Origin of the sequence: Chromohalobacter sp. 48-RD10 (genome assembly GCF_029889785.1) — a bacterium.
Classification (GTDB): domain Bacteria; phylum Pseudomonadota; class Gammaproteobacteria; order Pseudomonadales; family Halomonadaceae; genus Chromohalobacter.
Window position 1 is genome coordinate 164054 of sequence record NZ_JARANX010000003.1, and the last position, 15762, is coordinate 179815.

16 protein-coding genes are annotated in these 15762 nt (G+C 60.7%); 8 read left to right on the forward strand and 8 right to left on the reverse strand.

Annotated features, from left to right (window positions below; genetic code table 11):
• Nucleotides 1-54: 54 nt before the first annotated feature.
• The 4 genes from OP496_RS05705 (at nucleotide 55) to trmB (ending at nucleotide 3485) form a co-directional block, all read left to right on the forward strand.
• Nucleotides 55-1536 carry a sodium:alanine symporter family protein gene (locus tag OP496_RS05705; protein ID WP_280562540.1) on the forward strand — a complete coding sequence of 494 codons (1482 nt, stop codon included), beginning with the start codon at nucleotides 55-57 and terminating at the stop codon, nucleotides 1534-1536.
• Nucleotides 1537-1592: 56 nt separating this feature from the next.
• A complete protein-coding gene (thiS, locus tag OP496_RS05710) occupies nucleotides 1593-1793 on the forward strand; it encodes a sulfur carrier protein ThiS (RefSeq protein WP_280562541.1) in 201 nt (66 codons plus the stop codon).
• An 84-nt stretch (nucleotides 1794-1877) separates the two neighbouring features.
• Nucleotides 1878-2678 carry a thiazole synthase gene (locus OP496_RS05715; RefSeq protein ID WP_280562542.1) on the forward strand — a complete coding sequence of 267 codons (801 nt, stop codon included), beginning with the start codon at nucleotides 1878-1880 and terminating at the stop codon, nucleotides 2676-2678.
• A 57-nt stretch (nucleotides 2679-2735) separates the two neighbouring features.
• A complete protein-coding gene (trmB, locus tag OP496_RS05720) occupies nucleotides 2736-3485 on the forward strand; it encodes a tRNA (guanosine(46)-N7)-methyltransferase TrmB (protein WP_280562543.1) in 750 nt (249 codons plus the stop codon).
• Between the two features lie 342 nt (nucleotides 3486-3827).
• Here trmB and OP496_RS05725 read toward each other — a convergent pair whose 3' ends face one another.
• Nucleotides 3828-4742 (reverse strand): AEC family transporter, encoded by a 915-nt coding sequence (locus OP496_RS05725; RefSeq protein WP_280562544.1) that lies wholly within the window; start codon nucleotides 4740-4742, stop codon nucleotides 3828-3830.
• Nucleotides 4743-4860: 118 nt separating this feature from the next.
• Here OP496_RS05725 and OP496_RS05730 point away from each other — a divergent pair, with 118 nt between their 5' ends.
• Nucleotides 4861-5352 (forward strand): hypothetical protein, encoded by a 492-nt coding sequence (locus tag OP496_RS05730; protein WP_280562545.1) that lies wholly within the window; start codon nucleotides 4861-4863, stop codon nucleotides 5350-5352.
• 389 nt (nucleotides 5353-5741) lie between these two features.
• Here OP496_RS05730 and OP496_RS05735 read toward each other — a convergent pair whose 3' ends face one another.
• Nucleotides 5742-6479 (reverse strand): FKBP-type peptidyl-prolyl cis-trans isomerase, encoded by a 738-nt coding sequence (locus OP496_RS05735; protein ID WP_280562546.1) that lies wholly within the window; start codon nucleotides 6477-6479, stop codon nucleotides 5742-5744.
• A gap of 146 nt (nucleotides 6480-6625) precedes the next feature.
• Here OP496_RS05735 and dctP point away from each other — a divergent pair, with 146 nt between their 5' ends.
• Entirely contained in the window at nucleotides 6626-7651 is a 1026-nt protein-coding gene (dctP, locus tag OP496_RS05740; RefSeq protein ID WP_280562547.1) for a TRAP transporter substrate-binding protein DctP, read from the forward strand.
• Nucleotides 7652-7786: 135 nt separating this feature from the next.
• Here the strand turns inward: dctP and OP496_RS05745 are convergent, their stop codons facing one another.
• The 3 genes from OP496_RS05745 to OP496_RS05755 form a co-directional block, all read right to left on the reverse strand.
• Nucleotides 7787-9070 carry a TRAP transporter large permease gene (locus OP496_RS05745; RefSeq protein WP_280562548.1) on the reverse strand — a complete coding sequence of 428 codons (1284 nt, stop codon included), beginning with the start codon at nucleotides 9068-9070 and terminating at the stop codon, nucleotides 7787-7789.
• Nucleotides 9071-9117: 47 nt separating this feature from the next.
• Nucleotides 9118-9741 carry a TRAP transporter small permease gene (locus OP496_RS05750; protein WP_280562550.1) on the reverse strand — a complete coding sequence of 208 codons (624 nt, stop codon included), beginning with the start codon at nucleotides 9739-9741 and terminating at the stop codon, nucleotides 9118-9120.
• A 210-nt stretch (nucleotides 9742-9951) separates the two neighbouring features.
• On the reverse strand, nucleotides 9952-10467 hold the full coding sequence (locus OP496_RS05755) for a TIGR02444 family protein (protein ID WP_280562552.1): 516 nt from the start codon (nucleotides 10465-10467) through the stop codon (nucleotides 9952-9954).
• A 65-nt stretch (nucleotides 10468-10532) separates the two neighbouring features.
• On the opposite strand from OP496_RS05755, the gene OP496_RS05760 reads away from it, so the two are divergent.
• Nucleotides 10533-12467 (forward strand): ATP-binding cassette domain-containing protein, encoded by a 1935-nt coding sequence (locus tag OP496_RS05760; RefSeq protein ID WP_280562554.1) that lies wholly within the window; start codon nucleotides 10533-10535, stop codon nucleotides 12465-12467.
• 51 nt (nucleotides 12468-12518) lie between these two features.
• On the opposite strand, the gene dtd is transcribed toward OP496_RS05760, so the two are convergent.
• The 3 genes from dtd to thiD all read right to left on the reverse strand — a co-directional run bounded on the left by dtd (nucleotide 12519) and on the right by thiD (nucleotide 14852).
• Nucleotides 12519-12956, reverse strand: a complete 438-nt coding sequence (gene dtd / locus OP496_RS05765; protein WP_280562555.1) for a D-aminoacyl-tRNA deacylase — start codon at nucleotides 12954-12956, stop codon at nucleotides 12519-12521.
• Between the two features lie 27 nt (nucleotides 12957-12983).
• Nucleotides 12984-13841 (reverse strand): universal stress protein, encoded by an 858-nt coding sequence (locus tag OP496_RS05770; RefSeq protein ID WP_280562557.1) that lies wholly within the window; start codon nucleotides 13839-13841, stop codon nucleotides 12984-12986.
• Nucleotides 13842-14018: 177 nt separating this feature from the next.
• Nucleotides 14019-14852, reverse strand: a complete 834-nt coding sequence (gene thiD / locus OP496_RS05775) for a bifunctional hydroxymethylpyrimidine kinase/phosphomethylpyrimidine kinase (protein WP_280562558.1) — start codon at nucleotides 14850-14852, stop codon at nucleotides 14019-14021.
• A gap of 458 nt (nucleotides 14853-15310) precedes the next feature.
• Between thiD and OP496_RS05780 the strand changes: the two genes are divergently transcribed.
• Complete coding sequence (locus tag OP496_RS05780) at nucleotides 15311-15730, forward strand: NADH-quinone oxidoreductase subunit A (protein ID WP_280539711.1); 420 nt, start codon at nucleotides 15311-15313, stop codon at nucleotides 15728-15730.
• The last annotated feature ends 32 nt before the right edge of the window (nucleotides 15731-15762 follow it).

Consider the following 15762-nt stretch of genomic DNA (forward strand, 5'->3'; position numbering starts at 1 on the left):
TGGCGTATCGTCGCGGCCTTGCCGATCTCAAGAATCATAATGGAGCATTAATCCATGGACTCTCTCGCCAGTCTCGTCGCACCGCTGCATGACGCCATCTATGCGGTGATGACACCTGTCAGCGATTTCATCTGGTCGTATATTCTCGTTTATCTCTTGTTGGGCGCGGGGGTGTTGTTCACCGTGCTGACACGCGGCATGCAGTTTCGCCTGTTCGGGCATATGGCACGCGTGACCTTCAACAGCCGGGGCGCCGGCGAAGGCGTCAGCGGCTTTCAGGCGTTTGCCACGTCGCTGGCGGCGCGCGTGGGGACTGGCAACCTGGCCGGCGTGGCCATCGCCTTGTGGGTCGGTGGTCCGGGCGCGATCTTCTGGATGTGGGTCACCGCGCTGGTCGGGTTCGCCACCTCGTTCGTCGAGTCGACTCTGGCGCAGACTTATAAGAAGCGTCATGAAGACGGTGTGTATCGCGGCGGTCCCGCCTACTATATCGAACGCACGTTGGGTTGGCGCTGGATGAGTCTGCTGTTCGCTTTCTTTTTGCTGGTGGCCTATGGCCTGGCCTTCAACGGTGCCCAGGCCAACACCATCGCCCAAGGCATGAACCAGGCCTTCGGCATGCCCAACTGGGTCACCGGGTTGATTCTGGTCGGTGTCGTGGCCGTGGTCATCTACGGCGGGCTCAAGTCCATCGCGCGCACGGCGGAAAAGATCGTGCCCGTGATGGCCGTCGCCTACTTGCTGGTGGCGCTGGTGGTGCTGGCGCTCAATATCACCGCGGTGCCGGAGATGCTGGCGCTGATCGTCAAGAGCGCCTTCGGCTATGGCCCAGCAGTGGGCGGCGCGGCCGGTTATGCCATCAAGACGGCGATGGAGAATGGCATCAAGCGTGGCCTGTTTTCCAACGAGGCGGGCATGGGCTCGGCGCCCAACGCAGCGGCCCAGGCCAACGTCAAGCACCCCGCTGCGCAGGGGCTGGTACAGTCGTTCGGCGTGTTCGTCGATACCCTGGTGATCTGCAGCTGCACGGCGGTGGTGATCCTGCTTTCCGGCGTCTATGAGAAGTTGATGGCCAATTCGCCGGGACAGGACATCGTGGGTATCCAGCTCACTCAGGACGCCATGGCGGATCACTTCGGCGGCTTCGGCGAGATCTTCATCGCCGTTGCCATTCTACTGTTCGCCTTTACCTCGATCATTGCCAACTTCTCGTTCGCCACGGTCAATATCGAGTACATGTTCAAACGCCATGCCAAGGGCGCAGTACAAGCGTTGCGCCTGGCCGTGCTGGCCATGGTGATGATCGGCTCGGTGTCACAACTGACCTTCGTATGGGACTTCGCCGATCTTTCCATGGGCCTGATGGCGACCACCAACCTGATCGCGATCCTGATTCTGGCGCCGATCGCCATGCGCGTGCTCAAGGATTACGAGCGCCAGCGGCGCGAGGGCGTGCGCGAGCCGCGCTTCGATCCCAAGGTGCTCAAGCGACCCGAACAAGTCGATGACGACGTATGGCCGCCCAAGGATTCTTGAACACGGCATTTGGCGTTATAATGATGGTCTCTCCCCACCTAACGTGAGAGGCCGTCATGCACATTCAGCTCAACGGCGATCAGCGCGAGCTCGCGTCCCAGCTGACGATCAGTGAGTTGATCGAGCAACTCGCATTGACCGGGCGCCGCATCGCCGTCGAAGTCAACGAGGAAATCGTGCCGCGCAGCCAGCATGCCGAGATCCGCCTGTCCCCGGGCGATCGTGTGGAAATCGTGCATGCCATCGGCGGCGGCTGATGTTACTCGCTCGCCGACGCGCGGGGCCGCTTAGCTTAGTGGCCCAGGCGTATCGGCGGCTCCCTTTACGCCAGGAGGTTCGTCATGCCCGCTGATCAGCGCCAGGACATCCCATTGACCGTCGCCGGTCGCGTCTTCTCGTCACGCTTGCTGGTGGGTACCGGCAAGTACCGTGACTTCGATGAGACCGCCGCCGCCGTCGAGGCAAGTGGCACTGAACTCGTCACCGTGGCGGTGCGCCGTACCAATCTGGGCCAGAATCCCGATGAGCCCAATCTGCTCGACGCCTTGCCGACGAGTCGTTACACGATCCTGCCCAACACGGCGGGTTGCTATACCGCCAAGGAGGCGGTGCGGACCTGCAAGCTGGCACGCGAACTGCTCGATGGTCATAACCTGGTCAAGCTTGAGGTGCTGGGCGACGATGGCACGCTCTACCCCAATGTGGTCGAGACCCTCAAGGCCGCCGAAACGCTGGTCAACGACGGTTTCGATGTCATGGTGTACACCAGCGATGATCCTATCGTCGCCAAGGAGTTGGAGCGCATCGGCTGTTGTGCGGTGATGCCGCTGGGGTCGTTGATCGGCTCGGGGCACGGCCTGCTCAATCCGGCAACGCTCGAGATCATCCTCGACAATGCCGAGGTGCCGATTCTGGTCGATGCCGGTATCGGCACGCCCTCGGATGCCGCCCTGGCCATGGAAATGGGCTGTGCCGGTGTGTTGGTCAACTCGGCCATCGCTCAGGCCCAGCAACCGACGCGCATGGCGCATGCCATGAAGCTAGCGGTTGAGGCCGGACGTGAAGCGTATCTGGCTGAGCGCATGCCACGCCGCGCCTCCGCGAGCCCATCCTCGCCCTTCGCCGGGCGCATCAATGCCTGAATTTTCATGCGGCCCACGTGGCCGCTTTCGCCATGTGATCGATAACGCAGACTTGCCATGAGTGATTCACCATCGTCTTCCTCCGAGAACGTCTCTGAGACGTCCTCGGCATCATCCACACGCCCACCGCGCGGCATCAAGAGCTACGTGCTGCGCGCCGGGCGCATGACCGTTGCCCAGTCGCGGGGGCTTGAGGAGGTCTGGCCGCGCCTGGGGCTGAGCGTTGCCGATGGCCGTCAGTCGCTGGAGACGCTCTTCGGTCGACAGGCGCCCTGCGTCGTCGAGATCGGCTTTGGCATGGGCCAGTCGCTGGTCGAACAGGCGAGCGCGCATCCCGAGACCGACTTCATCGGCATCGAGGTGCATGCGCCGGGGGTCGGCAAGTTGCTCGACGAGGCGGATAAGCGCGGTCTGACCAACCTGCGTGTGTACCGTGAAGACGCCCTGGAAGTGCTCGACAAGTGCTTGCCCGAGTCGAGCCTGGCGGGGCTGCAGCTGTTCTTCCCCGATCCTTGGCCGAAGAAAAAGCACCACAAGCGGCGGATCGTGCAGCCGGCCTTCGTCGAACAGGTGCGCACGCGTCTGGCGCCTGGTGGCTATCTGCACATGGCAACCGATTGGGAGGCCTATGCCGAGCATATGGTCGAGATCATGGAGGCGGCGCCGGGCTATCGCAATACGGCATTGGCCGAGAGCTCGCCCTACGTACCGCGACCGGAATTTCGCCCGCTGACAAAGTTCGAGAGCCGTGGCGAAAAGCTCGGCCATGGGGTCTGGGATCTGATCTATGCCCGTGAGGACAGATAGTGCACGCTGCAGCACCGCTCTTACAGAACGCGGATTCCCACGAAAACCGCTGCTTGGCGGTTTTTTCGATTCTGGCGGATCTGAATCACGACACGGCTGACAAGATGCTGACAAAGTGCCGCCTTCCTTGGCGCCGGACCGGATGCGCGTAAAAAAAGCCGCCCGGGTGGGCGGCTTAAAGACCGTGACTAGCTTGATGAGGAGATAACCATGGGCAGGAACCTGACATTCGCTGCTTAGGTCAGTGGCGCTTGGCAGCGCCACGGTTGTTAAGGTAAACCATTCTCATTTGAGTCGTCAAGCGTAACGAGAATATTTTTCACTTAGTATGTGTCAGGAGGCTTAGCCTGCCAGTGCCATCCACGCCGGCAGCGTCACCATGGCCAGTAGCGTCTGGCCGGTAATAAGCGCCGCCATCAGCTCGGCGTCGCCACCGAGCTGGCGGGCAAGGATATAGGCCGAGGTGGCGGTGGGCAGGGCGGCGAACAGCAGTGCGATGTCGCGGCTCACTGGGTCGAGCCCGGTCAGCCAGGCCAGGGCTAGCACGACCACGGGAGTGGCGCCGAGCTTGAGCGTGGCCGAGTACCAGAACGCGTGCCCGCTGCCGGCAAGGGCATTGGGTCGCAGGGCCACGCCTACGGCAATCAATCCTAGCGGGAGTGCGGCACGGCCGGTGAGTTCGACGGCGCTGCCCAGCCAGCCCGGCAGACCGATGCCGGTAACATTGAGGGCGATACCGAGTACACAGGCCAGGATCAGGGGGTTACGCAGCAGCGCGGCCAGGCTGCGCCCCAGACTGGAAGATCCCAGCGTGCCTGCGGCAATGAAACCGCTCACGCAGAGAATGTTGGCCAGCGGGACCATCAATGCCACGGCGACCGCCGCCACCGTCGCTCCGGCCTGGCCGTGCAGCGCGGCGGCGCCGGCGACACCTACGTAGGTATTGAAGCGCAGCGTGCCTTGCAGCACCGAGGTGAACGCCGGTGGCGCCAGCGCCAGGCGATGACGTGCGCACCAGAGTCCCAGCGCGAACAGCGCCATGGTGCCCATCAATACCACGGCCAGACGGAGAACCGGCACCTGCGCGACATCCGCCGTGGCCAGCGTCGAGACCAGCATTGCGGGGAATAGCAGAAAGTAGATCAGCCGTTCCATCGCGGGCCAGAAATCGCCTCCGGGAAAACGCCGCCAACCCAGCAGGGCGCCGAGTAGAATCAGTAAAAACAGAGGGCCCAGGGCCCCAGTAACACCGCTCATTGTGCCTCCGCTTGCGTAACTTCATGGACACCGGACGCTGACTGCAGCCAAGCTCGCCGGGACACGAACTGGTAAGCTTAGCGCGATGCCCCTGGGTGATGGGATTCAACCTAACGATATGCAACATCATGATGAAGACCCGGTAAGATCTCCGCTGCTCAATCTACTCACGCTAGTGACGCTGGTGACGGTGCTGGTAGCGGCTGGTTATCTCGCCGATTATTACCTGCGTGATTCGCGCGAGAACGTCACCTGGTACCCCCCGCGCATGCATTGCGATCTGCGCGACGGGGCGTGCCGTACCGATATCGGCTTGAGCGGGACGTTGCGTTTCGAGATACATGGCGACTTCGCCTCGTACGAGCCGTTGACGCTGGATGTGCAGACATCCGGGATCGACGTGGAGTCCGCGGTCGTGGAGTTCGTCGGACGTGACATGAATATGGGCCTTACTCGGGTCGCGTTGGAAGAAGTCGGTGATGGCCACTTCCGGGGCGTGGGCGAACTCCGTCCTTGCACGGAAACGGTCATGCCGTGGCGAGCACAGGTGATTCTCGAGACCCCTGAGGGGCAAGAGGGAAGCTGGTTCGATTTCGATATTCACCGCTAGGTGCGGCATGCCTAGTAACATTTGTCCACATTATAGCAATCGCCCTTGCCATGCGGCTTGTGGGTAAGCCAACGCTTACTCTGCACCCTTCTCTAGATGGCGAATTTTTAAAAAATCAGTTAAAACAATAATTTGATGATTATTTTGATGTGACTGCGAGGCGTGCTGGACGGCAGGCGAGCATCATGAAAGGGCGCCATGAGGTCAGGAAAGCCGGTTTTCACCGCCAAGCCACAGACGCTCCACAAAACTATCCACAGGTAGTGATGGATATAGGGGTGTGGAAAACGCACAGCGAAGCGTCCGGAAAGAAGGCAATGCGCAGCAAGGCGAGAACAGCATGAAGAGAAATGCCAGGCGCCTCGCGAGGCACCTGGCGTGACGAGCGCTTACTCGTCGGCCGACGCCTCTTGGTCGTCGCCGGCTTCGATACCCAGCAGCTCGATCTTGAAGGTAAGTGCCTGGTTGGGACCGATTGGGCCACCGGTGCCACCCTGGCCATAGGCGAGATCGGCGGGTACGTAGAGCATCCAGGTATCGCCTACCTGCATCTGCTGTAGTGCTTCCTGCCAACCCTCGATGACCTGACCGACCTGGAAGGTGATCGGTTCGCCGCGCTCGTAGGAGCTATCGAACACGGTACCGTCGGGCAGTTTGCCTTCGTAGTTGACCTTCACGGTATCGTCGGAACTGGGTGTTTCACCGTCGCCGGATTCAAGTACCTTGTACTGCAGCCCCGAGTCGGTGACTTTCACACCGTCCTTCTTGGCGTTCTCTTCAAGGAACGCCTCGCTGGCCTTGCGGTTCTCTTCGGCTGACTGCGCCTTTTCTTTCTTCTGCTCAGCCATCTTCTTTTTTTGCTCGGCCATCTTCTGCTTCTTGAAGTCAGAGAGCGTGGTGGCGATTTCGTCATCGCTCATCTGCAGGTCGTCGCCGGCGTAAACGTCCTTGACCGCTTGGGTGAAGGCGTCGGTATCGAGATCCGAGATGTCCTGCTTGATGCTTTGGCCGAGAGTCGCGCCAATGCTATAGCTGAGCTTGGCTTCGTCGCTCTGCGGGGCAGCCATGGTCAGCAGCGGCGTCGCTACGAGGCCGCCGAACGCCACAGCTGTCATCAAACGTTTCATGAAAACTCCTTAGCAAAATAAACAAACACCGCTCCTCGACTGTACCAGTACCGGTGCCGTTGCGCACCCGCGCGAAGGGGGACGACTTGACATCGACGCGACTTTGCTCTTCTCTAAATCTACATTGATAAGAAAGAGGGAACTCTATGCAACTGCGCAATATCGTTCTGAGTATCACGGCGTTAGGCCTAGTCGGTGTCGCTTCCACGGCGTCTGCCGAGACCTGGCGTTTTGGTCTCGAGGAGCCCGAAGGTAGCGTGCAGTACGGCTATGCGGAAGAGTTCAAGAAATTGATCGAGGAAAAGAGCGACGGCGACATTACGGTCGAGTTGCTGCCGTATGGTTCCTGGGGGTCAAGCTACTCGGCGTTGTATGACGCCATCCAGAGCGGCGCCATTCCGCTCGGCTTCGGCTCCGGCTTCTTGGGCGGTACCGTCCCGGAAAGCCAGTTGATGAGTCTCAACTACGTCATGCCGAACGACCAGATGGAGACGGCCGAGATTCTCAACTCCGACGACTTCCTCAAGAGTGATGCCTGGCAGGACTCGTTCCGTGAGCGCGGGCTGGTGCCGCTGGGGGCCTTGCCCGAAGGGTACCAGGTCTGGACGGCCAACAAGGAAATTCGTACCCCGGAGGATATGGACAACCTGCAGATCCGGGTCATGGATAACAGTCTGCTGCGCTCGACCTATGAGGCCTATGGCGCCTCGCCCATCACCATCGCCTACGGTGAGCTCTACAGCGCCCTGCAGCAAGGTCAGGCGGAAGGTAATATCCAGCCGGTCTTCGCCCACGAGAACATGGGCTTCTATGAAGTACAGGATTACATGATCTTTGCCGAGCAGTCGCAGTTCATCGCCAACTTCATCGGTAACGAGGAGTGGTACGACGACCTGTCCGACGATCAGCGCGAGATGCTCGAGTCCACGCTCGACGAGATGGTCCAGAAGGGTCACGATATTCAGACTCAGTTCAACTCCGAACGTCTTGAGACCATCAAGGACAAGAGCGACATCAGCATCGTCCATTTGGACGAGAATGAGCGTAATGCTTTCCGTAAGCTGGCCGAGCCGGTGCGTCAGGCCTACGTCGATATGGTCGGCGAACGTGGTCAGAAAGCATTGGACATCGTGCTGGACCATGTCGATCGGTCTGACGACAAGGCGGAATAAGCTTGACCGTCAACGACTGACGTACTGAAAGACCGCATGAAAAACCCCGGAAGCGTTGAGCTTCCGGGGTTTTTATACGTTTGGCCGTCGGTAGTGGCATGAAATGTGGCCCGACGAGGGCCGGGCCGGTTGCACTCAGTCACCGCCGAGCGAGGGAAGCAGCAGCGATATCTGCGGGAACATGATCAAGATGATCGTTGCCAATGCCAGGATGGCAATGAATGGCGGTGTGCCGCGAATTACTTCCATGTAAGGGCGGCGGAATACCGCGATGGCGGTAAAGATATCGCAGCCGAACGGTGGAGTGGCCGAGCCGATGGCCGCCTGCAGGGTAACGATCACGCCCACATGCACCGGGTCCAGTCCGGTGGCGTCGACCAGTGGTTTGAAGATCGGCACCAGAATCAGAATGACCACGATTGGGTCGACGAACATGCAGCCCACAAAGAAGGCCGCAGCGATCAGCAGCAATGCCAGGAACTGGTTGTCGCCGATACCGTCGATGATGGGGCCGAGGATCTGCTCCGGCACGCCGGCGGTGCCCAGGGTCTGCGAGAACGCCGCGCCGATGGCGACGAGGATGAAGACCACGGCGGTGATCATGCCGGTGGAGAGTGCCAGGCTACCGAGGTCACGGATCGATACCTGACGGTAGATGACGACCTCTAGAAGAAAAGCATAGGCCACTGCGACTGCCGAGGCCTCGACGGCACTGAAGAAGCCGCCGTAGATACCGCCGACCACCAGCACCGGAAATCCCATCGGCAGAATGACTCTGCGCACCGCCTTGAAGCGTTCCGCCCAGGTGGCGCGTGGCTCGGGATCGATGCCTCTCAGGCGTGCGCTGATATAGCAGTACACGGCAAACATGGCCAGGATCAGAAGGCCAGGAAGGATACCGGCGAGGAACAAATCGCCGATCGATGTTTTCATGACCACGCCGTAGACGATGAAACCGATGCTGGGCGGAATCAGCAGCGCGATATCGCTGGCGTTGATGATCAGGGCCAGAGCGAAACTGTCAGGATAGCCTCGTGCCAGGAGACGAGGACGCATCGGTCCGCCCATGGCGACCACGGTGGCTTGCGTGGAGCCCGAGACGGCTCCGAATAGGGCGCACGAGGCGGCGGTGGTGATGGGCAAGCCCCCGCGGACATGGCGAGTGAAGACATCGACGACATCGAGCAGACGGTTGGCGGTATGGCCTTTGGTCAGGATGTCAGCGGCGAAGATGAACATGGGGACGGCGGCGAGCACCCAACTGCCGATGCCGTTGATCATCCAGCTCACGGCCTGGTCGGGTCCGAAAAACGTCATGTCTGTGAACATCATGAAAAGCGTTCCCGCCGCCAGGGGAACCATCATCGGGAACCCGAGCAGTAGCAGTGCCAGCATGATCACGGCTAGCCAAGTTAGCATTGTTTTACGTCCTCGCGTTGATGGCGGTCGTGTTGCGGAGAAGAAATTCAGGCATCGCGACGTGCGTCATTGCCTTCTTCTGCTTCCGGGGGCACTTCGTCGTATGCCTCTTTTTGGTTGAAGGCACGGTAGATATCGTCACTGACCAAGTTGCGCACGGCGGTGAGCAGGTATTGCACGCCGGCTAGCATGAAACCGACGGGGAGGGCGAGATAGACGATCCAGAGTGGAATGTTCAGTGACGCACTGCTGCGACCGCGATCGTGAATGGTCATGACATAGTCGATGGACTTGTCGGCGAAATAGAACATCAACACTGCAGTGCCCAGACAAATCAGGATGAGAAGTGCCTTGCGCCAGCGGCCGCTGAGTTGATCATAGATTGCCGACATGCTGATATGGCGGGCATTGCGGGTTGCATAGCCGACACCGACGAAGGTGATCACCACGATCAGCATCTCGGTCACTTCGTAGGTCCCGGGGATACCTTGCTCGAACAGCAGATTGCCGACGACGTGACCGCTCATGAGCGCGGCCATGGCGAGTATGCCCCCCGCGATGATCACGCGCTCGATGATGCCCAGGCCATGATCGATAGTGCCCAGTACACGAAGCAAGGCACTGCATGATTCAGTTTTTTCATCGCTATTGCCAGGCTGTGAAGGTGTCATGTCGTAGAGTCCTTTTTGTGATGGCCGATTCGGCGTGCGAATGGCATGGATCTCGACGTCCGTACCGCGTCGTGAAGGTGTCACGGTCAATCGGACTGGCTTCTATAAAACCTACAGAGTTTGCGGGGTGAGCGCCACTCGTCAATGGTGTTTCCACACATGCGTGATAGACGCTTTCGGACGTTGAGCTGGCTGCGAAGAGACAACGTCTTACGGATGGTGCGCCGTGTGTTGGGTGGTCAGCGTTGCCAGTGCGGCTTCCTGCGCTGGCCCTTGCATGACCAGGCAGCGTGTCAGCTGCATTGTCAGGCTGGCGTCGTCGGCCCGATGCTTGCGTATGGCATGCGACGTCTCGCTGATGGCCTGAAACTGGCGCAGTGTTTCGTGTTCGGCGAGTAGCTCGGCTTCCTTGAGATGATCGCGCAGCGTCGCCACGTCATATTCGTCTCGCGCACGTGGCTTGAGCATGCGACGTAGATGACGGATCGGCTGTGTGACCTCGGCTTGCCAGGCGCGAACTTCATCCAACGCGTTGTGCGCCTTCTCGGTGGGCACAAGCGCATGATGATCGAGCCAGCAGCGCCACAACAATTCGCAGACATCTGCCCCTGCCGTATCTTGTAGCTGTAAGCAGGCATCGGCGACTTCGGGGCGCTGATACAACGTCAAGGCATAATCCCAAAGCGGTGGATTCCGCAGGACATCGCACAATTGGGTAGAATGCATGGTCATTCTCCAGCCGTCCTGGCGGGCATGGCGGCGTAACTCACTGAATTATCACCGGAGCGGGCATGATCGCATTTCGCCAACTCGCGCTGCAACGCGGGATCCAGCCGCTGATCGAGAACGCCGACCTCACGCTGCACGATGCCACCAAGGCGGGTATCGTGGGTGCCAATGGCTCGGGTAAGTCGAGTCTTTTCAAGCTGTTGCTGGGAGAACTGACCCCGGAGTACGGCACGATAGAGCTTTCTGGTGGGCAGCGCATTGCGCATATGGCGCAGGAGGTGGAAGCGCTCGATCGAGCATTGGTCGAGCATGTACTCGATGGCCACACCGAATTGCGCACGACGGAACAGGCCCTGGCCGAGGCGCAGGCCAGTGGTGCGGTCCATCGCGAGGCCGAGTTGCATGGCGAGATCGAAGCGCTCGAAGGTTACACCGCGCGGCCGCGTGCCGAGCAAATGTTGGTTGGGCTGGGCTTCACGCAGGCTGACCTGTATCGCCCGCTGTCGGACTTCTCGGGGGGCTGGCGGATGCGCGTCAACTTGGCGCAGACGCTGTTCATGCCGTCCGATCTGATGCTGCTCGACGAGCCGACCAACCACCTCGATCTCGACGCTTTGCTATGGCTCGAACAGTGGCTGACGCGCTATCCCGGTACGCTGTTGCTGATTTCCCACGACCGCGACTTCCTGGATGCGGTGTGCGATCACATCGTGCACTTCGAACAACGCCAGTTGACGCTGTATCGCGGCAACTATTCGCGCTTCGAGCACACGCGGGCCGAGCGTCAGGCGCGTGCCCAGGCCGAAGCGGCCAAGCAGCAAGCTCGGCGCGAGGAGATCGAGCGCTTTGTGGCGCGCTTTCGCGCCCAGGCCAGCAAAGCGCGTCAGGCACAGAGTCGCCTGAAGATGCTGGAACGCATGGAAACCATCGCCGTCGCGCATGCCGATTCGCCGTTTCACTTCACCCTGCCCAGTGCCGACAAGACCTCCTCGCCGCTTTTGGTGCTCGATGACGCCACGCTGGGATATGGTCAAACACCGTTGCTCGAGCACGTCAGCATGAGCATCTTGCCGGGACAGCGGATCGGGCTGCTGGGTGCCAACGGGGCGGGCAAATCGACGCTGATCAAGGCGCTGACGGCGCAGCAATCGTTGCTGGAGGGCAAGCGCGTGCCCGGCGATAACCTGGCGATCGGTTACTTCGCCCAGCATCAACTCGAGCATCTCGACGTGAGCTCGACGCCGTTCGTGCACATCCAGCGGCTGTCGCCCACGGCCAGCGACCAGGAGATTCGCAACTTCCTGGGTGGCTTCGGGTTTCACGGCAATGACGTCTTCGCCAGCGTGGGGAACTTCTCCGGGGGGGAGAAGGCACGCCTGGCGCTGTCGTTGATCGCTTGGCAAAAACCCAACCTGTTGTTGCTAGACGAGCCGACCAACCACCTCGACCTGGAAATGCGCGAATCCCTGACCCAAGCCTTGGCCGGGTTCGAGGGAACGGTGATCATCGTCTCCCATGATCGCCACCTGCTGCGCGCCAGCGTCGATGAGTTCTGGCATGTGGTGGATGGCGGTGTCACTGCCTTCGATGGCGACCTTGACGACTATCGTGCCTGGCTCAAGGAGCGCCTCGAGGGCGAACGGCGCGATGCGCGCCAGGAAAAGGCTGAGCGTCAGACCGCCGCAGATATCCCCAAGGGTGATCGCAAGGCCTCGCGCCGCGCCGCCGCCGAGTTGCGTGAGAAGTTGCGGCCGCTCAAGCGCGAGCGCGACAACGTCGAACGTGACATGAGCAAGGCTCAGGCAGAGCTGGAGCAACTGGAAACGGCGCTGGCCGATGAAGGCTTGTACCAGGACAGTGCGCGCAAGGAAGAGCTGACCGACTTGTTGGGGCGCCAGGGCGATGCGCAGAGTCGTCTCGAGACGCTTGAACAGCGCTGGCTGGAGGCCGAAGAGGCCATCGAAGAGCGCGAAGCGGCGCTGACGGATGACGCCTGAAACCCGGAAGCGGGTGCCCGTTCCGGACGCATGAGCGTGGGCCGGCGACCATTATGTCTCGACGATCAAGGTCACTGGCCCGTCGTTGAGTAGCGAGACCTGCATGTCAGCGCCGAATTCACCGGTGGCGACGCGCGACCACGCCTGCCGTGCTTGAGCCACCAGGTAATCGAACATTGCCTCGCCGTGGGCGGGTGTCGCGGCGCCATCGAAGCCCGGCCGCAGGCCCTTGGAAGTATTGGCCATGAGGGTGAATTGCGGCACCAGCAACACGCCGCCTTCCACCTGCTGTACGTTGAGGTTCATCTTGCTTGCCTCGTCGCCGAATATGCGCAGCTTGAGCAGTTTCTGCAACATCTTGTCGGCGTGAGCTTGGGTATCCTCGGGCGCCACGCCGATCAAGGCCATCACGCCTTGTTCGATGCTGCCCGTCGTACGCTCGTCGACGTCGACGCTGGCATGGCGGACACGCTGAATGACGGCTTTCATGGTGAGGATCCTTGGGGGCGTGAGTGGCTACCAGGCTCGGCATACCATCATGTCCACATGCACTTCGGCAAGCAGGCGTTCGATCAAGGGCGCCGGTTGATGTCGGCCGAAGAGCGCCAGATCCTGATGTCCGAGTGCCAGCAGATCGGGCGGTTGACGACGCAGATAATCCATCAGCACCTCGCCGGGTTCGCCTTGCTCGAGGACCAGTTCGAGCTCCGGCACGTCGCCGACCTCTTCCATGAGCTTGTCGATCTCCGCTTCCAGGCGGATACGTCGCGCGGCGAGCTCACGCTCACGCCAGCGGGCATAGCCGCTATCGGAGCCCATTTCATCGTCGCCGGGTAAGTGCCAGGCATGCAGTAGCGTCAGGCGTGCTTGTGGAAAGTGGGTCAGAACGTCACGCAGGGTGTGGCGACTGGCCAGCGAAAAATCCACCGGCACCAGCACGTCTTGCCATGTCTGCTCGGGGCTGTGGCTGACGGTGAGCACCGGACATGGCGCGCGGCTCATCACTCGGGCCAGGGTCGTGCCGCCGACCAGCGCGTGTTGGCCGCGTTTACGGTGGGTGCCGAGCACGATCATGGTGGCATCGCGGTCATGTGCTTCGCGGATTATTTCGGCATAGGACGCCCCGGTGACCGTCTGTATCAAGGTTTCGGGCGCGGTAAGCGCGTAATCCTCGCGAATGTCGGTCAACTGACGCTCGAGCTCGTGGACGACGCAGGCCTCCAGGTCGTGCAGCGCCTGATGCGGCAGATAGGGATCGAGGACGTGGAGGATGTCCAAGCGGCAGCCCTGGGCATGGGCTAGTTTCACGGCACGTGCGAAAGCGGCACGGTTTTCGGCGGACAGGTCGCAAGCCAGTAATAAGGTCTGAGGCATGATACGTCCCTCCTGCGAGAAGGCGGCGTGCGAATGCAGGCGACACCGCGCTGACGTCGAGCCGGATGGTAGTGACCGCTACGTCATGGGAGCATTGCGGTGAAGCAAAGCATGGTTGCCCCCGGCGCTCTCTGCAAGTACGCGGTCACGATAAGCGCAGCGTACGCCTATGCGCGCTTACCACCAGGCGTGAAAATGATGCACCGGCCCCCGCCCCTGGCCGACATCGAGATGTACGCTGGCGTCCAACGCTGTATGCAGCCAGCGTTTGGCGTCGCCGATCGCCGCGTGAATATCGGTATGGGCGCTGGCCTCGGCCGGCAGGTGGGCCAGATAGGCGGTCACCGCCGAAGACAGTGCGCAACCGGTGCCATGCAGGTTCTGGGTGGCGATGCGCGGTGCCTCGAGCCATTCCACACCCTGCGGAGTTGCAAGCAGATCCGGGCACGCGTTACCGCTGAGATGCCCGCCCTTGAGCACCACATACGGGGCGCCGATGCGCGTCAGCTCGGGGAGCAATGTTGCCATCGCCTGCGTGGTGCGTGGGGTGTCGACATCCAGCAGCACCGCTGCCTCCGGCAGGTTGGGGGTGATCACATCGGCCAGGGGAACCAGCACATCACGCACCGCGCGAATGCCGGCACGATCGACCAGGATGTCACCGCTCTTGGCGACCATCACGGGGTCGAGCACGACCCAGCGTGGCCGGTAGCGGGTCAGAGCGTCGCGAATCGTCGTGGCGACATCCATGCTCGCCACCATGCCGATCTTGACTGCATCGATACGCACATCGCCGAGCAGATTGTCGAGTTGCTCGGCGATCATCTCGGCGGGGATCGGGTGCACGGTACTTACGCCCTGCGTGTTCTGGGCGATCACTGCCGTGATGACGTTTGTGGCGTAAGTGCCCAACGCTGAAAACGTCTTGATATCCCCCTGTAGTCCAGCGCCCCCCGAAGGATCGGAGCCGGCGATGGTGAGGACATTGGGCGGTGTCTGAGCGGTGGACATGGGCTACCCTTCAGTGTTCAGGCGTGATGCGCGCCCATTGTGGTGGCTTGGGCGCTTGCGTGGAGCGTAGGATACCGGCAAAACGTTCGGCGAACAGGATGTGATGAAGCAAATCGGGATGTATCTGGGTAACTGAGACTTTCGTTGACACTTGGCGAGAGGCGAGGCTACCTCGCAGGATCATTTCGTCTTAAAACACTCTTTACTGAACAAAACTTCCGGCGTAAGTGATGACTTACCGAACAAGTCCGGCGAGTGGTGATCATGGAGTTCGACATGGTGTTAACTTACTAACTTTATCACTGGTTTTCCTGACAGGCGCTGCTAAATCCCCTAAAATTGTAGGGACTCGTCACACGCAGGCAACGTGAATGGCGCTACGAGGTGCGCGCACCTCGATGATAACGAATATTGGGGTAGCGCCCTACCGCGCTATCCGCTGCTTGTGAGGCATGGCAATGACCGATGAGGCAACCGCGCTGATCGCTGAATATTGGGCCGTGGGGCTATTCATAATAGCCGTTTTCACGTTATGTGCCCTGATGATCGGTGCCGCGAGTCTGCTCGGTGGTCGTAGCCGTGGTCGTAGCAAGTCCCTCCCCTTCGAGTCTGGCATTGTCGGCACCGGCAATGCCCGCCAACGCTTTTCCGTCAAGTTCTATCTGGTTGCGATGCTGTTCGTGATCTTCGATATCGAAGCCGTGTTCCTGTTCGCCTGGGCCGTATCGGTCCGCGAGGTGGGCTGGGAAGGCTTTGCGGGCGCCGCTGTCTTCATTTTCATCCTGCTGGCGGGATTGATCTACGATAGTCGTGTCGGTGCCCTTGAGTGGGCACCGCGCAAACGCGGTCAATCGCCCGATATCGTGACGGATCGATGAGCGTACCGTCCTAGAGGCGGTCTTGAGCCGGC